Source organism: Mycobacterium novum (genome assembly GCF_010726505.1).
Taxonomy (GTDB): Bacteria; Actinomycetota; Actinomycetes; order Mycobacteriales; family Mycobacteriaceae; genus Mycobacterium; species Mycobacterium algericum.
Genome location: NZ_AP022562.1, coordinates 1,871,434 through 1,889,481 on the forward strand (window position 1 = coordinate 1,871,434; position 18,048 = coordinate 1,889,481).

18 protein-coding genes and 1 pseudogene are annotated in these 18,048 nt (G+C 67.1%); 13 read left to right on the forward strand and 6 right to left on the reverse strand.

Annotated elements, in window-relative coordinates; translation table 11 throughout:
- The first annotated feature begins 2 nt into the window (after positions 1-2).
- Complete coding sequence (gene msrA / locus G6N19_RS08670) at positions 3-506, forward strand: peptide-methionine (S)-S-oxide reductase MsrA (protein WP_013827025.1); 504 nt, start codon at positions 3-5, stop codon at positions 504-506.
- Positions 507-512: 6 nt separating this feature from the next.
- Here msrA and G6N19_RS08675 read toward each other — a convergent pair whose 3' ends face one another.
- Positions 513-974 (reverse strand): PaaI family thioesterase, encoded by a 462-nt coding sequence (locus G6N19_RS08675; protein WP_013827024.1) that lies wholly within the window; start codon positions 972-974, stop codon positions 513-515.
- Positions 975-983: 9 nt separating this feature from the next.
- Positions 984-2,333 (reverse strand): cytochrome P450, encoded by a 1,350-nt coding sequence (locus G6N19_RS08680; protein WP_013827023.1) that lies wholly within the window; start codon positions 2,331-2,333, stop codon positions 984-986.
- Positions 2,334-2,444: 111 nt separating this feature from the next.
- On the opposite strand from G6N19_RS08680, the gene G6N19_RS08685 reads away from it, so the two are divergent.
- Both G6N19_RS08685 and G6N19_RS08690 read left to right on the forward strand, forming a co-directional pair.
- On the forward strand, positions 2,445-3,050 hold the full coding sequence (locus tag G6N19_RS08685; RefSeq protein ID WP_083037160.1) for a TetR/AcrR family transcriptional regulator: 606 nt from the start codon (positions 2,445-2,447) through the stop codon (positions 3,048-3,050).
- 46 nt (positions 3,051-3,096) lie between these two features.
- Positions 3,097-3,309: a TOBE domain-containing protein gene (locus G6N19_RS08690; RefSeq protein ID WP_013827021.1), complete on the forward strand. Its 213-nt coding sequence runs from the start codon at positions 3,097-3,099 to the stop codon at positions 3,307-3,309.
- 4 nt (positions 3,310-3,313) lie between these two features.
- Here G6N19_RS08690 and G6N19_RS08695 read toward each other — a convergent pair whose 3' ends face one another.
- Positions 3,314-4,414, reverse strand: a complete 1,101-nt coding sequence (locus G6N19_RS08695; RefSeq protein WP_083037090.1) for a fatty acid desaturase family protein — start codon at positions 4,412-4,414, stop codon at positions 3,314-3,316.
- Between the two features lie 100 nt (positions 4,415-4,514).
- Complete coding sequence (locus G6N19_RS08700) at positions 4,515-5,564, reverse strand: flavin reductase family protein (protein WP_193466145.1); 1,050 nt, start codon at positions 5,562-5,564, stop codon at positions 4,515-4,517.
- 70 nt (positions 5,565-5,634) lie between these two features.
- Here G6N19_RS08700 and G6N19_RS08705 point away from each other — a divergent pair.
- The 5 genes and pseudogenes from G6N19_RS08705 (at position 5,635) to G6N19_RS08725 (ending at position 11,663) form a co-directional block, all read left to right on the forward strand.
- Positions 5,635-6,343 (forward strand): annotated as a pseudogene (locus tag G6N19_RS08705) (TetR family transcriptional regulator).
- 3 nt (positions 6,344-6,346) lie between these two features.
- Positions 6,347-7,396 carry a DUF4185 domain-containing protein gene (locus G6N19_RS08710; RefSeq protein ID WP_193466146.1) on the forward strand — a complete coding sequence of 350 codons (1,050 nt, stop codon included), beginning with the start codon at positions 6,347-6,349 and terminating at the stop codon, positions 7,394-7,396.
- A 162-nt stretch (positions 7,397-7,558) separates the two neighbouring features.
- Entirely contained in the window at positions 7,559-9,019 is a 1,461-nt protein-coding gene (locus G6N19_RS08715; protein WP_193466147.1) for an alkaline phosphatase family protein, read from the forward strand.
- 6 nt (positions 9,020-9,025) lie between these two features.
- Positions 9,026-10,486 carry an alkaline phosphatase family protein gene (locus G6N19_RS08720; protein ID WP_083037078.1) on the forward strand — a complete coding sequence of 487 codons (1,461 nt, stop codon included), beginning with the start codon at positions 9,026-9,028 and terminating at the stop codon, positions 10,484-10,486.
- Between the two features lie 58 nt (positions 10,487-10,544).
- Positions 10,545-11,663: a nitronate monooxygenase gene (locus G6N19_RS08725; protein WP_193466148.1), complete on the forward strand. Its 1,119-nt coding sequence runs from the start codon at positions 10,545-10,547 to the stop codon at positions 11,661-11,663.
- A gap of 3 nt (positions 11,664-11,666) precedes the next feature.
- Here G6N19_RS08725 and G6N19_RS08730 read toward each other — a convergent pair whose 3' ends face one another.
- Positions 11,667-12,278: a GNAT family N-acetyltransferase gene (locus tag G6N19_RS08730; protein WP_013827013.1), complete on the reverse strand. Its 612-nt coding sequence runs from the start codon at positions 12,276-12,278 to the stop codon at positions 11,667-11,669.
- Between the two features lie 202 nt (positions 12,279-12,480).
- Here G6N19_RS08730 and G6N19_RS21775 point away from each other — a divergent pair, with 202 nt between their 5' ends.
- The 5 genes from G6N19_RS21775 to G6N19_RS08755 all read left to right on the forward strand — a co-directional run bounded on the left by G6N19_RS21775 (position 12,481) and on the right by G6N19_RS08755 (position 16,251).
- Complete coding sequence (locus tag G6N19_RS21775; RefSeq protein WP_193466149.1) at positions 12,481-12,609, forward strand: membrane dipeptidase; 129 nt, start codon at positions 12,481-12,483, stop codon at positions 12,607-12,609.
- Between the two features lie 92 nt (positions 12,610-12,701).
- Complete coding sequence (locus tag G6N19_RS08740) at positions 12,702-13,034, forward strand: VOC family protein (RefSeq protein ID WP_408632491.1); 333 nt, start codon at positions 12,702-12,704, stop codon at positions 13,032-13,034.
- 111 nt (positions 13,035-13,145) lie between these two features.
- Complete coding sequence (locus tag G6N19_RS21565) at positions 13,146-14,822, forward strand: serine/threonine-protein kinase PknH/PknJ (protein WP_041316649.1); 1,677 nt, start codon at positions 13,146-13,148, stop codon at positions 14,820-14,822.
- A 45-nt stretch (positions 14,823-14,867) separates the two neighbouring features.
- On the forward strand, positions 14,868-15,353 hold the full coding sequence (locus G6N19_RS08750) for a nuclear transport factor 2 family protein (RefSeq protein WP_193466151.1): 486 nt from the start codon (positions 14,868-14,870) through the stop codon (positions 15,351-15,353).
- A 430-nt stretch (positions 15,354-15,783) separates the two neighbouring features.
- Complete coding sequence (locus G6N19_RS08755) at positions 15,784-16,251, forward strand: hypothetical protein (RefSeq protein WP_193466345.1); 468 nt, start codon at positions 15,784-15,786, stop codon at positions 16,249-16,251.
- Positions 16,252-16,468: 217 nt separating this feature from the next.
- Here G6N19_RS08755 and G6N19_RS21230 read toward each other — a convergent pair whose 3' ends face one another.
- On the reverse strand, positions 16,469-16,777 hold the full coding sequence (locus G6N19_RS21230) for a hypothetical protein (RefSeq protein ID WP_232062584.1): 309 nt from the start codon (positions 16,775-16,777) through the stop codon (positions 16,469-16,471).
- Between the last annotated feature and the right edge of the window lie 1,271 nt (positions 16,778-18,048).

Here is an 18,048-nt window from a genome sequence, read left to right on the forward strand (position 1 = left end):
ACATGACTGATTACCAGAGAGCGATCCTGGCCGGCGGCTGCTTCTGGGGCATGCAGGACCTGATCCGCAAGCAAACCGGCGTGGTGGCCACCCGAGTCGGCTACACCGGCGGCGACGTAGCGAACGCCACCTACCGCAACCACGGCACCCATGCCGAGGCCATCGAGATCAGCTACGACCCTTCGGCGACCGACTACCGCAGCCTGCTGGAGTTCTTCTTCGCCATCCACGACCCGACCACCCGCAACCGGCAGGGCAACGACGTCGGGACCAGCTACCGTTCGGCGATCTTCTACCTCGACGACGAGCAGCGACAGACCGCGCTGGACACCATCGCCGAGGTGGACGCGTCCGGGCGCTGGCCGGGCAAGGTGGTGACCGAGGTCAGCCCGGCCGGTGATTTCTGGGAGGCCGAACCCGAGCACCAGGACTACCTGGAACGGTTCCCCGGCGGCTACACCTGCCACTACATCCGGCCGGACTGGCAGCTGCAGCGCCAGTCCTAACGGCCGCTACTGGCCGTGGGTCCGCAGCTGATACAGCCCGCGGGTGGTGGCGACGGTGTTGCCGTCGGCGTCGGTGACCACGGCCTCCAGCGTGTAGTCGGCCTTGCCGCGTTCGGCGGCCTCGGCGCCGATCCGGGCGATCTCGCCGGCGTCGAGGCGGGCCTCGGCGCGCAGCTGCGAACGGGCCATCCCGACGAACGAGATGTCGATGTTCTTCACCAGCGGGAAGTATTTGGCGGTGTCGAAACTGCTCAACGCGATGATGCCGCCGAGGACCTCGGCCACGGTGAACTGCACGCCGGCATAGACCACCCCGAAGTGGTTGCCGTTGCCCTCGAACGGGACGGTGGCCGCAGCGTAGCCATCGCCGACCTCGACGACCTGCACCCCCATCCGATGCGCGGCCGGGATGGTGTGCTCGATCGCGGCGTTGAACATCTCGACACGTTGCTCGGCCTGGTCGCTCATCAGCGCATCTTAGCCGCGGCGTCGTACGGTGATTCGCCCGCCGTTCTTCGGAGTGAACGCCACTCCCCGGGAGTGGTACTTCTCCCCAGCCGCCGCGGTCGGCTCGATAGTGAAGTGCCGCAACACGGTTCGCAGCACCAGATCCATCTCCAGGTTGGCGAACGCCGAGCCCGGGCAACGCCGGCTGCCGCCGCCGTAGGGCAGCCATTCGAATGCCGACGGGCTGCCGTCGAGGTAGCGCCGCGGATCGAAGCGGTCCGGCTCGGCGAACACGGCGGGATTCTGGTGGATCTGGTTGATCCCCACAATCACCCCGTACCCGCGGGGAATGACCCAGTCGCCGATCTGGACGCTGGGCGCATAGACGTGCCGGCCGGCGAAGTCGATCACGGTGCGCACCCGCTGGACCTCGCGGATCGTGGCGCGGCGCAACCTGTTCTCGTCGGTGTCGGCCTCGGCGGTGAGCTCGTCGAGCAGCCGCGGGTGGCGGCTCAGCCGCTCGAACACCCAGGCCATCGTCGACGCCGTGGTCTCATGGCCGGCCGCCAGGAAGGTCAGCAGTTCGTCGCCGATCTCCTGGCGGGTCATTGCCGTACCGTCGTCGTAGCTGCTGCTCAGGAGCAGGGTCAGCACGTCGGTGCGGTTCTCGAAGTCCGGGTCGGCGCGCACGTCGGCGATCAGCTTGTCCAGAATCGCTTCGTACTGCTCACGCCACGCCGCCAATCGGCCCCACGGGGTGAACCGCCCGTAGTTGCGGACCGGCAGGGGCAGTGCCACCAGCCGGGAGCCGAGCGTCACCCACTTGGGCAGGCCTACCCGCAACTGGTCCAGTTCAGCGCCTTCGGCCCCGAAGATCGCCCGCAGAATCACGTTCAGGGTGATCCGGTTCATCGGCGACAGCGTTTCGAAGGGTTTGCCGATCGGCCAGTCGGCGATCTCCCGCAGCGTCTCCTCGACGACGATCTGCTCGTAGGCCCGAATGCTCTTGCCGTGGAACGGCGGGCTCAACAGATTGCGACGGCGGCGGTGCTCGGCACCGTCGAGCGCGAACACCGAGCCGGGCCCGAGGATCCGGGACAGGTTGGGCTGGATGTTGCCGAGGTCCTCGGGGTTGGCCAGGAACACCTGCTTGGCCAGATCCGGTTCGGTCACGAAGACCGTCGGCCCGAACACCGGGCTGTCGATGGTGAAGGCGGCTCCATAGCGACGCGTCAGGGCGCCCATCAGCCGGCGCCGGTCCAGGGTGAACAGCAAGCCGCTCACCACCTTGGGAATCCGCGGCTTCGGCGGAAGCTTGATCGCCGGTGAATCCGCGGCGTCGAGTCGCTGCGTGGTCTGGCTGGTAACCGTCTGGGTCATGCGATGCCTCCCGAGGCGATCCGTGGTACCGACGCGTACCAAACGCTTGTCGAACACGGTACTCTCTAGTACCAAGGACTGGCAAGGCTTGACGGGAAAGGTGCGGCGATGATGACGCTGGCAACCGAGGGCGAAGTGACGGAAACCGCCGACCCGTTTCGCCGCCGGCTGCTCGAGGGACTTGCCGACGCGATCGCCGAGCGTGGCTACCGGGCCAGCACCGTCGCCGATATCGTGCGCGCCGCCCGCACCTCCAAACGGACCTTCTATGACCGCTTCGCCAGCAAGGAGGAGTGCTTCCTGGAGTTGTTGCGCGCCGACAATGAGGCACTGGCCCAGCGGATCCGCGCCGCGGTCGATCCGCAGGCCGACTGGCAGGAGCAGATCCGGCAGGCGGTGGGCGCCTACGTCGCCCAGATCCAAGCCCGACCCGCCATCACGTTGAGCTGGATCCGGGAACTGCCGTCGCTGGGTGAGGTGGCGCGACCGGCCCAGCGGCGCGGCCTGGACCTGATGTCGAATCTGCTCGTCGAGCTCAGTGGCAGCCCGGGGTTTCGCCGTGCGGACCTGCCGCCGTTGAGCCCGGCGCTGGCGGTGATCCTGCTGGGCGGGCTGCGAGAGCTGACCGCGCTGGCCGTCGAGGACGGCTCCGACATCGGCGCGATCATCGAGCCGGCGGTCGATGCGTCGATTGCCCTGCTCGGCCCTCGGCGCTGATCTACCGTTGACCCGTCAGGCGCATCGCAGAATCCGGAGGACCGCCATGCGACTCTCAACGCGTAACCAGCTCACCGGAACCATCGCCGACTTGGATGTCGGGTCGGTCATGGCGGTGGTCAAGATCCGCCTCGACGGCGGCGAGCAGGTGATCACCTCGTCGGTCACCCGCGATGCCGCCCTGGAACTCGACCTCAAGGTCGGTCAGCCGGCGACGGTGTTCATCAAGTCGACCGAGGTCACCGTCGGCGTCGAGTAGCCGGTCACGTCCAGGGCAGCGCCAGTTTGCAGATCTTGCGGACCACACTGCCGAACTGCTTGAGCAGCGGCCCGGTGTTGTACGGGACGCCGTAACGCTCGCAGATCTCGCGCACCTGCGGTGCGATCTCGGCGTAGCGGTGCGCCGGCAGGTCGGGGAACAGGTGGTGCTCCACCTGGAACGACAGGTTGCCGGTCAGGATGTGGAACCACTTGCCGCCGGTCAGGTTCGCCGAACCCAGGATCTGACGGTAGTACCACATGCCGCGTGACTCGTTCTCGGCCTCCTCGACGGTGAATTCCTGTGTGCCGTCGGGGAAGTGACCGCAGAAGATGATGGTGTAGGCCCACACGTTGCGCATCAGGTTGGCGGTCAGGTTGCCGGCGAACACCAGCGGGGCGAACGGGCCGGCCAGCAGCGGGAACGCGACGTAGTCCTTGAGGGTCTGGCGACGCACCTTCTGCCAGGTCTCCCGCAGCATTTCGCGTTTGTCGGCCAATCCGATCTCCCCGGCGCGGATGCGCTCGGTCTCCAACTCATGCACCGCCACCCCGTACTGGAACAGCACCATCAGCAGGAAGGCGTAGAGCGGGTTGCCCAGGAAGTAGGGCTCCCAAGGCTGCTTCTCGCTCATTCGCAGGATCCCGTAGCCGACGTCGCGGTCCATCCCGACGATGTTGGTGTAGGTGTGGTGCATGTAGTTGTGCGAGTGCCGCCACTGGTCGGCGGGGCAGGCGGTGTCCCACTCGAAGTGCTTGCCGTACAACGCCGGTTCACCCATCCAGTCGTACTGGCCGTGCATGACGTTGTGGCCGATCTCCATGTTGTCGAGGATCTTCGACAGCCCCAGCATCACCGTGCCGGCCAGCCAGGCCGGCGGGATGATGCTGAAGAACAGCAGCGCGCGCCCGCCGACCTCCAGCGTGCGCTGCGCCTTGATGATCTGGTGGATGTAGTCGGCGTCGCGTTCGCCAAGGTCGTCGAGCACACCCTGGCGGATGGCGTCGAGTTCGGCGCCGAAGGCGTCGAGGTTGGCCGGGAGGCCTGGGCGATCGCCGGCCTGCGGCTGTTCGGTCTGCGGCCGCTCGAGGACTGACTGCGTCATGGTTGGCTCCTTTACTGGTCGTTTCCCGCGACTCGGAATCTCCCGACGCAACACTCGGTGGTGGCGTCGTGTGATTCCCACTCACGGATGGTCATTGGTCCTACAGATCGATTTCGACGTCGCCGACGGGCACCGACACGCAGATCTGGATGTCTTCGCTCTCGGCGGTCGAGAGCGCCCCGGTGATCAGGTTTCGCACCGTGCCACCGGCTTTGCGGCAGGTGCAGCTGTGGCAGATGCCCATCCGGCATCCGCTGGCCGGTTGCAGTCCGGCCGATTCGGCCTGCTCCAGCAGTGACCGCCCGTCGTCGACCACCGCGATGGTGCTGCCGAGGAAGGTGACCCGGCCACCGGACGGGTCGGCGGTGAATTGCGGCGGCACGAAGCTCTCCGAGATCGCGTCGGGCCGCTGCTCGCGCACCGCGGCCACGAGTGCCGGCGGGCCGCACACGTACACCGCATCCGGCTCCGGTCCGGCCGCCCGCAGATGCTCGCCGTCGAAGTAGCCCCGCAGATCGCCGGCGTCCGGTGCGCGGGTGTAGCCGTGCAGCACCTGCACCCGCGGCATCCCGGCGAGTTCGTCGCGGTAGCAGGCCTCCTCGGGAGTGCGCGCGTAATGGATGAACGTCACCCGGCCCGCATAGCGTTCGGCGAGCAGGGTGCGCAGCATCGACATCACCGGCGTGATGCCGCTGCCGCCGGAGACCAACAGGATGCGCCGCGGGCGGATCGCCGGCAGCACGAAGTCGCCGCCGACGTTGTCCAGGCCGACGACCATGCCGGGCCGGGCGTTGCGGTAGAGGTACTCGGAGACCAGCCCGCCCTCGTGGCGCCCGATGGTGAGCTCGATGAGCCGCTGCCCTTCGGGGCTGGCCGGCGAGTAACACCGGGTGCGCCGCCGCCCGTCGATCTCGACGGACAGGTTGATGTGCTGGCCCGCCTTGAAACCGCCGAACGCGTCGTTGGGTTCCAGCAGCAGGGTCACGCTGCGTGGGGTGGCGCGCCGCGCGGCGACGACCCGGGCGCGGGCGTCGTTGCGGGTCCAGGTCGGAGACACCAGTTCGGTGTAGCGGTCGACCCCGTGGGGACCGGTGAGCAGGTCGACCAGGCTGGAGCCCAGTACCCGCCGCGTCAACGTTTGAGTGAACATATGTACACAGTGAACACTTGTTTACGATGCGTCAAGTGCTATCGACCGGCTGTGTTACGCTTCACATCCAGTGAACAGTCGTACGCCCAATTCACGCTCGGGACGAACCAGGCCACCGCGGCCGCCCCGTCCCGAGCGTCCAGCCCGGCCCGAACGACCGGAGCGGGTGTCACGCGAGGAGCGCAAAGAGGCCACCCGCCGCGCCATCATCAGCGCGGCGCTGACGCTGCTGGAGGAACGCAGCTTCAGCGCGCTGAGCCTGCGCGAGGTGACCCGGGCCGCCCACATCGTGCCCGCGGCGTTCTACCGCCATTTCGAGTCGATGGACGCGCTGGGGCTGGTGCTCATCGACGAGTCCTTCGGGGCGCTGCGCGATACGCTGCGCGACGCCCGGACCGGGGGGGGTCGACCCCAACCGGGTCATCGAGTCCTCCGTGGAGGTACTTGCCGACAGCGTCGCGTCGCGCCGCGAGCACTGGCGGTTCATCAACCGGGAGCGGTTCAGCGGAATGACAGTGCTGCGCTATGCGATCCGCACCGAGATCCGCTTGATAACCGCTGAGCTGGCCACCGACCTGGCGCGCTTCCCGGCGTTGAGCGCGTGGAGCACCGAGGATCTGAACATCCTGGCGGGGCTGTTCGTCAACGCGATGACCGTCACCGCCGAGGCCATCGAGGAGGCCCCGGACGAGGAGACCCTCGCCGAGATCAAACAAGTCGCCGTCAAACAACTCCGGATGATCGCGCTGGCTGTCGGCGGCTGGCGCAGCAAGCCCTGAGCGGTGAGCCTCGCAGCACGCCACGTTCCCGGCAAGCTGGCCGACGTCACCGGTCCGGGCATCACCGACCAGTGGGGCGTGACGTGCGCGGACCTGGGCGCCTCGGTGCTGGCACCCGACGGCTCGCTGGTATCGGTGTTCGGCGACACCTTCGCCGGCGACAAAGTCGGCCGAGGTGATTGGCGCTCCCCGGTGATCCTTATCGGCACCGGCGATGCCGACCACCGGATTCGCTACCGGCGCGCGGGCGGCCCCGACGGCGACTACGCCCGGCAGCTGTGGCACTACCGGCACAGCGAGCCGGTTTCGCGACTGGACCGCGGCTCGATCAGCACGGTGATCCCCTCCGATCTGTTGCGGGTGGACCAGCTGCTCTACTTGCACGCGATCGTCAACCGCGGCTTCGGCAACGTCGCCTGGACCGAGATCTGGCAGTCCGCCGACAGCGGGACCACCTGGCACAACATCGGGACGCGGTTTCCGGCGCGGCGACACCGCGGGCACGCGCAGTGCTGGTCCTGGGACTACGACCCCGACGACGGCTGGGTGTATGTGGTCTCAACCGGGTTTCAGCGCAACAAGGGCGTCATCTTGCGGCGGGTGCGCCCCGCCGACATCGGCAACCCCGCCAAGTACTCCGGCTGGGGATACCGAGGCGGCCGGCGGGCCTGGGGCAGCACCCCGGTGCCGATCACCCCGCCCGGCGAGACCTGGGGCGAGCTGTCGTTGCGGCGGCTGGCGGCCGGAACCTGGGTGCTCGGCGGGTTCGTGTCCTCGCGCTATGCGCTGGGTTACCGGGTGCTGGACTCCCCCGCCTCCGAATTAGCTTCTGTGCCATTGCAACTGCCGGTGATCGGTTGCAGCTGGGACCGCGAGGACCACGCCGGCTCCCGGGTCGCCCAGCTCTACGGCGGCTATGTCCTACCGGGTTCACGGGTGGACCGCACCGGCGGGGTGGGCCTGCTGGTGTCGCAGTGGAACACCGCGGCGGGCTGGCCCTACCGGGTGATGCAGTTCCGGGCGACGTTGGCCAGTGGCGAGGAGATTCGCTAGTCCCAGACGGCCGGTTCGGCGCTTTAACCCGCAGCGACTCCACAGAATACTCAGTAACATCCTGGGTAAATAAGTGAACGAACCGGAAATCTGAGTTTTTCCTGGGCTTCTGCTAGTGTCTCGCGCAACTGACCTGCGCAACTTCGACGAGGGACACCGAACGTGACGACAATCAAGCAGTTCCTGTGTGGTGCAACCGTCGCCGGCATGGTCGCCGCGACCGGAGCGGCCGTCGGCGCGCCGGCCGGGTTGTCCGCGGTGACCGCCGACTGGCTGCTCGCCGCCGAGCACGTGCTGCTGATCGGCCTCGACGGCGTCAACCTCTCCAAGGTCCTGGAGTACGCCTACGACGACGACAGCGGCTTTAAGACGGCGATGGACCAGGGCATCACCGGAGCGGCGAGCCTGACCAATCACACGACGCTATCCGGGCCGTCATGGTCGACGATCCTCACCGGCGTGTGGGACGACAAGCACGGTGTCTTCAACAACCTGTTCCGGCCCGAGCCGTACAACCAGTGGCCGACGGTGTTCAACCTCATCGAGTACAACAAGCCGGAGGTCGACACCACGATCATCAGCAACTGGGAGTACCTCAACCAATTGGCCGGCGCGGGCGGCTACTCGGTCGACAACAACATCTTCGTCCCGGCGGGGGACAGCCCGGCCGACTCTGACGCGCTGGTCACCGCGCTCACCATTGCCCAGATCCTGGGCACGGAGGACAATCCGGATGACATCTCGAGTTTCCTGTTCTCCTACCAGTCGCAGGCCGACCACGCGGGACACTCGTTCGCCGGCGGGTCGGAAGAATACATGCAATCCATCATCAACCTCGGGGCCAATATCCAACAGATCCTGGCCGCGATCGCCCACGTGCAGTCGATCACCGGCGACGACTGGTCGATCATCCTCACCACCGACCACGGCCATCAGCAGACGGTGACCCTGCCCGGCCTCAGCATCGGCCACGGCTTCCAATCGCCCAATGAGACATCGTCGTTCGTCATCTTCGACCAGGCCGGCGATGACGCGAACGACGGCAGCCAAAGCTTGGGGTACTCCACGGTGGACATCACCCCGACGATCCTGTCGCTGTTCGGCATCCCGCTGCGCTCAGACTTCGACGGGGTCTCGCTGGTGAACGACCCGGCCGTGTTGGACGGCATCGTCGAGCCCACCGATCTCAAGCAGTCGCTGCTCGACGCTCTCGCGATGTACGGCTACCCGAACATCGGCAACGACATCACGCTGGCCATCCGGACGGTGATCGGGTCCGTGCCGTACTTCCTCGACAAGTTTGTGACCGAGATCGACACCTTCCTACAGTCGATCGTCGACCAGGACATCTTCCTGATCAGCGGGCTGGCCGAGGTCGCCCAGCAGATCAACGAGTTCTTCGGCGGTCTGACGGTGAACGTGACCAACACGGTGGCACACGGATTCGCGTATCTGCTCGGGTCGGGCGTGATCGCCCCGACCGACGCGCCGCTGCCGCTGCCGGGGGCCGCCGAGTTCACCGGATCGTTGGAGTCGCTGCTGGCCGGCGACACCTTTACCGCCCCCGACATCGGGGACCTCGACCTGTCGCTGCTGCTCGACGTCGACGCGCTGCTGGGCTGACACACCATGACAACGCTCAAGCAGATCCTGTGTGGTACCGCCGTCGCCGGCCTGGTAGCCGGAGCCGGCGCGGCGGTGGGGACGCAGGTGGGCTTGTCGACCGTGACCGCCGATTGGCTGCTTGCCGCCGAACATGTGCTGCTGCTGGGCACCGATGGCACCAACCTCGACAAGATCCTCGAGTACGCCTACAACGACGACAGCGGATTCAAGATGCTGATGGATCGGGGCGTCACCGCCGCCACGACCATCGCCGGCCATCAAACGATGTCGACGCCGTCGTGGTCGACGATCCTCACCGGGGTCTGGGACGACAAGCACGGGGTGGTCAGCAACGTCTACCGGCCCGAGCCCTACACCACCTGGCCGTCGGTGTTCAACCTGATCGAGTACCACAAGCCGGAGGTCGACACCACGGTCATCTCCGGTCGGGGCCTGTTCACCGAGATGGCCTCCACGGGCGGCTATCCCGCCGACAACATCATCGGCATCACCGGTGGTTCCACCTCGGCGGAGATGGACGCGCTGGTCACCGACGAGACCGTCGCCAGGATTCTGGCGACCACGGAGAACCCGGACACCTCGACGTTCATGTTCTCCTACCAGTCCCAGGTCGACCACGCCGGACACTCCTACAGCGGCGGGTCGGAGGAGTACAAGGAAGCCGTCATCAACGTCGGCGCCAACTTCAAACAGATCCTGGAGGCGGTCGCCCAGGCCGAGGCGGCCACCGGTGACCGCTGGACGATCATCGCCGTGACCGACCACGGCCACCAGCAGACGGTGACCCTGCCGGGTTTCAGCCTCGGCCACGGCTTCCAGACGCCCAACGAGACGTCGAGTTTCGTCATGTTCTCGCTGGCCGGAAATGACGACCAGGCCGGAGGCCAGAACCTCAGTTACCAGACCGTCGACATCACGCCCACGATCCTGCAGGCCTTCGGAATCCAGATGCGCTCGGACTTCGACGGCGTCCCGATGCAAACCGACCCGGAGATTCTGAACGGCTTCATCATGCCGGTCGATCTCAAGCAATCCCTCACCGATGCGATCAACAGCTACGGCTACCCCGACATCGGCACCAACATCATGTTGAGCATCCGTGCGCTGGCCGGCGGAGCCGGTTTCTTCATCGGCAGCTACCTGCTTCCGCCCATCAGCAACTTCCTGCAGACGATCATCGACCAGGACATCTTCCTGATCAGCGGGCTGGCTCAGGGCGCCCAGTGGTTGCTCAACACCGTCGGAGGTGTGGTCGCAGACGTCGCGACGGACTTGGGCAGAGCGGTGGCCTACCTGACCGGGGCCGGCGTCATCCCGCCGGAAGACGCACCGCTGCCGCTGCCGGGCAGCGCCGAGTTCTCCGATTCGGTGGCGGCGCTGTTGGCCGGCCACACGGTCGCGGTCCCCGACCTTGTCGACGCCGACCTGCCCCTGCTGGTCGACATCGACGCACTGGTGGGCTGATCCGCCTTCGCTGCGATACCGTCCTGGAAGCCCATTCCAGTGAACGAGCGGCGGACCCGTGAAGACTCCCATTTGCGAGCAGTACGGCATCGACTTCCCGCTGTTCGCCTTCAGCCACTGCCGCGACGTGGTGGCCGCCGTGACGAATGCTGGCGGTTTCGGCGTCCTCGGCGGTGCCGCCTACACCCCTGAACAACTCGATCAGGAGTTGAGCTGGATCGACGAGCAGGTGAAGGGCAAGCCTTACGGCATCGACATCATCGTGCCCGCCAAATTCGAAGGTAAGGGCGAAAGCTTGTCCGGCCGTCAACTGTCTGACCGGATCCCGGCTGAGTACCAGACGTTCATCGCAAACCTGTTGGCCGAGCACGACATCGAACCCGATGACAAGCCACGTTTGGGGCCGGCCATGCTCGCCGGCAGTGCCGGAGAGCAGCTGCTCGAGGTCGCCGTCGCTCATCCCATCAGGCTGATGGCCAACGCACTCGGCGTGCCGCCGGACTACATGATCAAGTCCGGTCAGGACCACGGCATCCCGGTCGCTGCCCTCGTCGGTGCCAAGGAACACGCCCTCAAGCAGGTGACCCACGGTGTCGACCTCATCGTCGCCCAGGGCACCGAGGCCGGCGGCCACTGCGGCGAGGTCTCCACGTTGGTGCTGGTGCCCGAAGTCATCGACGCCATCGACGACGCCGTCCCCGTGCTCGCCGCCGGCGGGATCGTCACCGGCCGGCAGATGGCCGCGTGTGTGGCCCTCGGCGCTGCCGGAGCCTGGACGGGGTCGGTGTGGCTGACCACCGAGGAAGCCGAAACCGCCCCGCACACCAAGCAGAAGATGCTCGCGGCGACCTCGCGCGACACCATCCGCTCCACCGGGCGCACCGGCAAGCCTGCCCGGCAGCTGGTCTCGGAGTGGACCGATGCCTGGCGACCCAACGAAGCCGGCCACGCGACACTGCCGCTGCCGCTGCAATCCATGCTGGCCGAGCCCGCGCTTCGCCGCGTCGACGCCCTCGCCGCCGCCGGGCACCCCGGCGCGCAAGCCCTGGCCACGTATTTCGTCGGCCAGGGTGTCGGCCTGATGAATAAGGTCAAACCCGCGCGCGAGGTGGTGTTCGAGTTCGCGCAGGACTACCTCGCGGCCGCCGAGCGGCTCGGCGACTCGGTCGGGGAGTGACTACTACGGGTTCTGGGGCTCGCGCCACATCTTCCACAGCGTCGGCCCGCCGTTGGGCAAGCTGATCTCCCCGATCACCCGGAAGCCGAACCGCTCGTAATACGGCACGTTCTCTTCCTTGCTGGACTCCAGATACGCCGGGCAGGACTCGGCGTCGCAGCGCTCCAGCCGCGGCTGCATGACGGCCTGCCCGAAGCCGCGCCCCCGCACCGACGGGTCACTGCCGATCACCGCCAGATACCAGTGCGGCTCCTCAGGGTGGTTGGCATCCAACAGATCCGACAGCGCCCGGCCCTGCGAGAGACGGAAGCCGAAGGACCGGATCAGCGAGGGCACCATCCGCAGCTGTGACCACGTGGACTGTTTCCAGCGGTCGGGCGGATCCCACAGTGCCGCAGCCCCCACGGTTGCACCGTCATAGGCCACCTCGACCCCACCGCCGGACAGATGGTGCACCCGGGTCGAGGTACCGAAGAACGCCGTCAGCTGCGCGGTGCGAGAGGCGTCGTCGGGCAGCATCCACATCGATACCGGGTCGTCATAGAACGCCCGCCCCAACGTGTGCGCCAGCGGTGCGATGTCGGGCTTGTTCGCGGGCCGTACGTCAATCGCCATCTGGCCAGATTAGTGCCGCCCGCAGGGGCAGGATTGCTCTCGGTCAACGCGGGCTATTCACGCAACGCTTCGCCGACACCATGGTCTCGCCCACGAGACAGCACCGATTACTCGTTCACTCAGACCGAACTCACCCAGGAGATGGCCGCCAACCCCCAGTTGTTCGACGACAGCTACACCCGTTGGGGGCCGATTCCAGTGGATGCCGCCGGAGACCTGGCTGGGTCTGCGCGAGCACCTTGCCGCACGCGGCTGGGCCGGCGCCGACATCGCCGCGGTACTCGGCGGCAACTTCCACCGGGTGGCCCGGGAGGCCTGGCGCGGTGTTTGATCGTGATGATCCGGTGGCGGCGCGCCGCTTCGGCTTAGGCTGCAAGGACGTCCCGTCGGCAGGAGGTAACCGTGAGCGACCACGACATTCGGATGATCGTCTTGTCCACCGACGACCTGGATGAGTCGATCAGGTTCTACAGCGAAACCCTGGGCATGCCGCTGAAGTTCCGCGACGGCGCCCACTTCGCCGCCCTCGACGGCGGGTCGGTGACCCTGGCGTTGGCGACCGCGGTCGACCACCCCATCCACGGCCAGGTCGTCGTCGGCATCAAGACCGACGACGTCGACGGCGCCGCCAAGGCCATCGAGGCCAGTGGCGGTGGGATCGTCAAGGGCCCCTACGACGACGCACACGAGCGTCGCGCCGTGGTCTATGACAACAAGGGCAACGGGCTGGTGTTCTATAAGCCGCTGGCGCAGTAGGGGTCAGCGTCCGGCACCGCGGGGATCTCGCCTGTCCGGCGACACGGACTCGGTAGCCTTTTCCGCTATGCGGCGGTACACGGGCGACGCCGATGACCGACGGGGGTGCCGATGTTCACCGCCGGGCAGGTAGTCGACGGGTACCGCATCGAGCAGGTACTCGGTACCGGCGGCATGGGAACGGTGTATCTCGCCGCCAATCCGACACTTCCCCGCCGCGAGGCGCTGAAGATCCTTTCCGCCGAGCTGTCCCGCAATTCTGACTTCCGCGCCCGCTTCATTCGCGAAGCCGAAGTAGCCGCCGGCCTGGACCATCCCCACATCGTTTCGGTCTACAACCGCGGGCAGACCGCGGACGGCCAGTTGTGGATCGCCATGCAGTTCGTCGACGGCACCGACGCCGACGCGGCCCAACGAAGCGGCACCATGACACCGCAGCGTGCTGTGCACATCGTCAGCGACGTCGCCAAAGCCCTCGACTACGCCCACGCCCGCAACGTCATCCACCGCGACGTCAAGCCCGCCAACTTCTTGTTGACGGGCACACCCGGCGCAGACGAGCGCGCCCTGCTGGCCGATTTCGGTATCGCGCGGGCCCTCGACGACGTCGGGCTGACCGCGACCGGATCCGTGCTGGCGACCATCGCCTACGCGGCACCGGAAGTCCTGTCCGGCACCCACCTCGACGGCCGTGCCGACATCTACTCGCTGGGCTGCACGCTGTTTTCCCTGCTGACCGGCTACGCGCCGTTCTCTTCGGCCAACGGGATGGCCGCGGTGATGATGGCCCACCTCCATCAGCCGCCGCCGCGGCCCACTGATTTTGTCCCCAGTCTGCCGCCGGCACTCGACGTCGTCATCGCCACGGCCATGGCCAAGGACCCTGCTGCTCGGTTCCCCTCGGCAAGCGCGCTCGCCCAGGCGGCGCGGGCCGCACTGTCCAACCAGTTGCCGGCTGGGTTGCATTACGCCACCCCGCAGTCGACTCCGGTGCGCCAACCTGAGCGGCCGTCCTCGCCGCGGCGGCGTACGTGGGTGCTGGCCGGCGGCGCCGCGGCAGTCCTGATGGTGGCCGGATCGATAGCCGCCGCCACGATGGCGGGCCGAGAGCGCCCCCCTGAGCCGACCACCGTCGTCACGTCGAATACACCGGCGCACTCCACAATTCCCCTTGCCGGGGCCGAACCCGGTGCCCCGCAGGGAGCGGCGTCCGACGACGTGCAACCGGAAGCGTTGCGTCCGATTCTGTTGCCGGCCGGCCAACTCCGCAGCACCGAACACGAGTTGGTTCTCGAAGAAGACATCAGCACCCTGCTCGATGACGCTGCTGCCGTCTCTGCCCCGGACTGCGTCGGCACCTGGGCTCCCGTGCAAGAGCGCGCTATGGGCGGTCACGGACAGACCGGAGTCGCCGTGCAGGTCCTTCGCGCGATGAACCGCAAGGCCACCGAGGAAGGCGTGGTGCAGGCCGTGGTGTCCTACCCGACGCACATGGCCGCGGTGCAATCACTGCAGCAACAGCAGCGGCAATGGCAGGGCTGCGCCGGCCAGTCGATCACCGTCGCCGCCCCCGGCAGCGGGCCGCAGACGTGGGACTTCGACCAATCGCAGACATTCGCCGGCACCGTCACCTCGGCCGCCAGGCTGCGCGACGGCACCGCGGTCTGCCAGCACGGGATCAACGTGCGCGGCAATGTGCTCATCGATATCCGACAGTGCCTTCCGCGCGGCGGCAATGACGTATCCGCGCTGGTCAACGCCACCGGCGATCGCGTGCCCAGCCGATAGCTCCGCCGGGAATAGCCTGAATTGCTACTACCACCAGGAGGTCCAGTGATCGCATCCAGGCGCTGGTATGCGAGCATCGGTTCGTTGCTGGTCACCAGCGTGCTGGTGACGTCGTGCAGCTCATCGCTGACCGCGGGAACCCCTGTTACCGAGCACTCCGCCTCCCCCGCACCACCGGCCGTCGCACCGCCTTCCCCGGCGGCTCCGGAACCGCCTCCTCCGTCCTCCGATGACGACCAGATCCGCCAGACCGTGCAGGCGTTCCAAGACGCCTACAACACGCAGAATTGGGATGCCTACAAAGAGCAGATGTGTCCGGCGATGCGTGATCAATTCACTGATGGCCCGGTCATGGACCTACTGAAGAAAACCCGAGCCGATGGCGGGCTGACCCGCGCCACGGTCAGCGCGGTCGACATCGACGGTGACGTCGCCACGGTGACCCTCGATTCGCAGAATGAGGCGTCGGGAAACCTCGCTCCCACACTGCGACTGGAGCGTGGCGACGGCTGGAAGATCTGCGTGCGGTAACGCTTCTGCGCGGTTCAGCCCGGACTCTTCAGGCGGGGTTCTATGATTTTGTTGTTCACTAGGACGACAACCCACCGCTCACACAGTCTACGGCTGGGATTCTGAAAACCGTTGGCGCGGTGGGGGTCAAGATCGAGTCGGAAAGGCCTCGGGACGGGCTGCCCGTAGCTTGTCGGCGGTCAGATGGACCTGCCTGATCTTGACGTCGAGCCTGCCGCTCGCCCGCTGGCACCTAGTACCGGGTGCGGCACTCCACACCCGCAATCCGATTATCCGCGCGGACCGGCCCAGACATGCCGGAGGCGTTATGAACAGGACCCAGCGGCATCACGCCTACCGCAGCTCAGCCGATGAAGCAGCGGTGTAAGCGAAGAGAAGCAGCGGTGTAAGCGAAGAACTGCCCCACGGGTCTACCATCCGCAAGGTGACCATGACACAGCCCTGGCCAATACCGCCGCAAGTTCAGCCGCACCGTCGGACCGCGATAACACCCGCGGCACTAACTGGCTTGCTAGCTCTGGCTGCCTTGATTGTGGCGATCTTTGCGCTCGTCCGCCCGTCGCCCCGACCCGACTATACGGCGGCCGAGAAAGCCGCTGCCCAGGCACAACTGTGCGACAACTACAAGCTCGCATCACGCGCTGCTCACATCGAGACTGCGCCGGACGGCGACACTGCACTGGCAAGAATCTCAATGATCAACGGTGCACTCATGCTCGAAACCGCGGCCCGAGACCCGGCGCTAGCTGGGGAGTATCGCGATGCTGCGCGCGCTTTAGCGGCCGCTTATCAGAACATGGCAGCTACGGGAAGCTTGGCGGATCCCGCGAAATACCAAGTCGCTATCGACGCAACGAACGCCAAGGTTGGAAAGATGGAAGAGCTCTGCGGTGAGTGACCTTCCGCCCGGGAAATGGTCAGCCTGGCTGGTGGGTGCAGCGTGGCCCGCGCCGCCGACTCAACCGACGTTCGGAATCGGCTTCTGGTCGGGCCATGCCGACGTCAAAGAACAAGAAGCTAGCGAGTTAGACAAAGTCCTCGCATTCTTTGGGCAAAACAACAGCGGCCATACCGCTGATGACATAATTGCCAAGCTGCGGACGGGCATAAAGCGGCTAAGGAAAGTTCGTGACGACTGCCGCGCCAAAAGCGCCGCCAACAGCAGGGTTGCCGACGCTGTGAACAATCTCCGTGACCGCCTGACCGAGATTGCCCGTCAAGGCAACCAAGAGATCAATAACATACTCTCCCGCCAAGGCTCGGTGGAATCCAAACTGCCTGAGATTAACCGCGTGGTCGCCGAAGCCAACGCCTTGGCGACGAGTGCCAGCATTGACGCCAATGGTGCGATCGTCAGCGCAACCCAGGCGATGTTCAACGGTATGGACGTCGACGAAGACGCCCAGAAGTGGCTTGAGAAGCACGGCGCAAGCTTTGGCACACCGCCGACACCGCACATCAGCGCGGACGACGTGAACCGGACACGGCGTAAGGGCGGCGGTTCCGACGGCGGTGCCGGCGCTACAGGCGCCGGAACCGGCGGAGTCACCGCCAATGGTCAGGGTGACGACGGCGGAGCAGGCGCAGCAGGAACCACCGGCGACGGAACAGGCGAGACCGGCTCTCCTGGGGGAGTCGGCCCGACCGGCACCGCACCCGCCGGCTCCAAAACCGCACCCGGCGGCGGCACGGTCGGCCCAGCAGGCGCCACACCCAGCGGAGTCGGCCCAGCAGCCCCCACGCCCGCCGGCACCAAAACCGCACCCGGCGGCGGCACGGTCGGCCCAGCAGGCGCCGCACCCGGTGGCACCAATACACCCGCCGGAGGCGCCCCAACCGGTGGTGGCACAGCGACTGCCAGCGGCGGAAGCACCGGCAGCGGAGGCGGCGACCCGGGCGCTACAGTCGGGAGTGGCGGAAACGGCGGAGGCAACGGCGGCCCGAGCGGCGGCGCTAACGGTGGCTCAGGCGCCACAGTCGGCAGCGGCGGAAACGGCGGAGGCAACGGCGGCCCGAGCGGCGGCGCTAACGGTGGCTCAGGCGCCACAGTGGGCGGTGGCGGAAACGGCGGAGCCCACGTCCTCGCCGGCGGCAGCAACGGCGGAGGTGGCGGGCCGCTCAACGGTGCGGCAACTGCCCCCGGAGGTGGCGGGGGCTTCGGAATTCCCTCCACGCCTTCAGGGGGAGGCGGCGGATCGTCAGCTCTGTCATCCATGCCTGGCCTCGGCGGGGGAAGCGGTGGCTCCATGCCGCCCGGCCTCCAAGGCGGTGGCCTGAGCCAGCCTCTCGGCTCCGGCATGCCAGGCGGCCCGTCTGGGCCGGGCGCGCTGGGCGGACCGCAACCACCGTTGCCACACAGCGGGATGGAGGGCTCTGGGCTCTCCCAGTCCTCTGCTCCGCAAGTTCCCCCCTCCCCATCGTCGACGCCAATGGCAGGCGGCTTACTCGGCAACCTGGGTCACTTGGCCGGCTCAAGCCAAGAAGTGGCCCCAACGAGCCCGACCACGGGCGCGACGCCCACTCCAGCGCCACCATCCGTGACCACCGGGCCGGCCGCGGCGCCATCGGCGCCGATTAGCGCAGCTCCTGCTGCACCCTCGGGACCGTTGCCCGGCTACGGAGCGGATCTACGCCCGGCGGCCGGCGCAGCCCCGGGAGTTCCCGCAGCGACTGCTGGTGCGCCGGCTGTGCCGAC

Bases quoted from the DNA above. Each gene is read 5' to 3' on its own strand.
- msrA (WP_013827025.1), top strand. From the start codon at position 3: ATGACTGATTACCAGAGAGCGATCCTGGCCGGCGGCTGCTTCTGGGGC.
- G6N19_RS08675 (WP_013827024.1), bottom strand. From the start codon at position 974: ATGAGCGACCAGGCCGAGCAACGTGTCGAGATGTTCAACGCCGCGATC.
- G6N19_RS08680 (WP_013827023.1), bottom strand. From the start codon at position 2,333: ATGACCCAGACGGTTACCAGCCAGACCACGCAGCGACTCGACGCCGCG.
- G6N19_RS08685 (WP_083037160.1), top strand. From the start codon at position 2,445: ATGACGCTGGCAACCGAGGGCGAAGTGACGGAAACCGCCGACCCGTTT.
- G6N19_RS08690 (WP_013827021.1), top strand. From the start codon at position 3,097: ATGCGACTCTCAACGCGTAACCAGCTCACCGGAACCATCGCCGACTTG.
- G6N19_RS08695 (WP_083037090.1), bottom strand. From the start codon at position 4,414: ATGACGCAGTCAGTCCTCGAGCGGCCGCAGACCGAACAGCCGCAGGCC.
- G6N19_RS08700 (WP_193466145.1), bottom strand. From the start codon at position 5,564: ATGTTCACTCAAACGTTGACGCGGCGGGTACTGGGCTCCAGCCTGGTC.
- G6N19_RS08720 (WP_083037078.1), top strand. From the start codon at position 9,026: ATGACAACGCTCAAGCAGATCCTGTGTGGTACCGCCGTCGCCGGCCTG.
- G6N19_RS08730 (WP_013827013.1), bottom strand. From the start codon at position 12,278: ATGGCGATTGACGTACGGCCCGCGAACAAGCCCGACATCGCACCGCTG.
- G6N19_RS21775 (WP_193466149.1), top strand. From the start codon at position 12,481: ATGCCGCCGGAGACCTGGCTGGGTCTGCGCGAGCACCTTGCCGCACGC.
- G6N19_RS08740 (WP_408632491.1), top strand. From the start codon at position 12,702: ATGATCGTCTTGTCCACCGACGACCTGGATGAGTCGATCAGGTTCTAC.
- G6N19_RS21565 (WP_041316649.1), top strand. From the start codon at position 13,146: ATGTTCACCGCCGGGCAGGTAGTCGACGGGTACCGCATCGAGCAGGTA.
- G6N19_RS08755 (WP_193466345.1), top strand. From the start codon at position 15,784: ATGACACAGCCCTGGCCAATACCGCCGCAAGTTCAGCCGCACCGTCGG.